The organism is uncultured Campylobacter sp. (assembly GCF_938040115.1).
Lineage (GTDB): Bacteria > Campylobacterota > Campylobacteria > Campylobacterales > Campylobacteraceae > Campylobacter_A.
This window is the reverse complement of record NZ_CALHXD010000196.1, coordinates 1-1398: the sequence shown is the minus strand read 5'-3', so window position 1 is coordinate 1398 and position 1398 is coordinate 1. Positions and strand designations below refer to the sequence as shown.

Sequence of the window (1398 nt, the reverse complement as noted above, 5' to 3'; positions counted from 1 at the left end):
CGCACGGTGCGGACGTTTTTACCGTCGGCGCGCTTATAGTTGGCGTTTGCCGCGCGTAGGAAATAGTGGCCGTTTTGCGCTACGTCCATGGAGTGCGAGAAGTCGTTGTAACCCGCAGGTAGCTCGCGGTTAAAGATTTCGCGGCCCATTATGTCGTATTTGGCGTATCGCTGCCCATAGCCCCACGTCATCGCGCCGTCGTCGTTTTGCTTAAAGCCCATCATGACGCCCGCAGAAAAAGGCTGCTTGAGATCGTAAATTTTACTCGGCTCCAGATACCAGCGCACTTCGCCTTTGGTGTCTAGGATGAAGTTGTTCGGGCTGTAGTTCCACTCGATCGCGCCGCCTGCAGGGTTGTTCCACACGACTTTGGTGCCTTTGCCGGTTTTATTTACGAAGTTATTTACGTAGTAGAGGCGGTTTGCAAATTTGGCGCTCGGAGCCTTTACGACTTCGATTTTATCAAACAGCGCGCCCTTTTGAGACGGCATGCCAGAGCTCTCCAAGTAGATCGCGGGAGCGTAAATTTTATAGGTTTCTTTTACGCGTTCGGTTTGACCCTTGTAAATTTTATCGTACTCGACCTCGACGGTGTTTTGATAGTCAGGGTAAAGTCCAAAAACAGGGATTCCGCCGTGCGTGCGAAGGTGTTTATCGGCGACTTTATAGCTGATAACCTGACCACCCGGCTTTGGTACGATAGTGACTTTCGCGTTTGCTAGCGTGTAGCCGCCGTTTTTGATCACCGCCGTTAGAGGCGCGATGTCGTATGGGTTTACGACTACTTCGCCGATCTTGCCCGGGATGCCGTAGTCGATGTGTGCGCCGCTAGGTCCGCCGATAGCCATCGCGTCCGTGCTTAGACCGCCTAAAAGCGCCACAGCTAGCGCAAATGAGGAAAGAGTTCGCTTCATCTTATTCTCCTTTGAATTGGTTTGATATCGTAATTTTAATCAACCTCGCTAACGTAGAAATCACGCGTTTATTAAAACTTGCTTAATTGTAAAAAATAATTTCAAATTTTGGCTTTTGTGCCAAAATTTAGTCGAAATTCTATAAATTTAATCTAAAATTTATCTTAGCGTGAGTTTTGCGGCGGCGAGAGAATATAAAATTAACGCAAACAAAATCATTTTAAGGAGCATTCCATGAACCTATTTTCTAAATTTAGCAAAGGCTTTTTAGCCGTAGCGATGTTTGGCGCCATAAGCGCTGCCGCGTTTACCGAGGGCGAGGACTACGTCAAGCTAGAAAAGCCGCTATCCGTGGAGCAAAACACGCTAGTTAAGGTCTTTAGCTATGCATGCCCGTTTTGCTACAAATACGATAAAACCGTCACGCCAAAGGTCGTAGAAAAGGTCGCGGGGCTAAAATACGTGCCGTTTCATCTAAAAACCA

1 protein-coding gene and 1 pseudogene are annotated in these 1398 nt (G+C 47.8%); one reads left to right on the top strand and one right to left on the bottom strand.

Going from position 1 to position 1398, the window contains the following annotated elements; genetic code table 11:
* Positions 1 to 914: aryl-sulfate sulfotransferase (locus Q0314_RS06800; protein WP_298057722.1), on the bottom strand; the 914-nt coding region annotated here is incomplete at its 3' end.
* 234 nt (positions 915 to 1148) lie between these two features.
* Between Q0314_RS06800 and Q0314_RS06795 the strand changes: the two are divergent.
* Positions 1149 to 1398 (top strand): annotated as a pseudogene (locus Q0314_RS06795) (thiol:disulfide interchange protein); the annotation flags it as partial.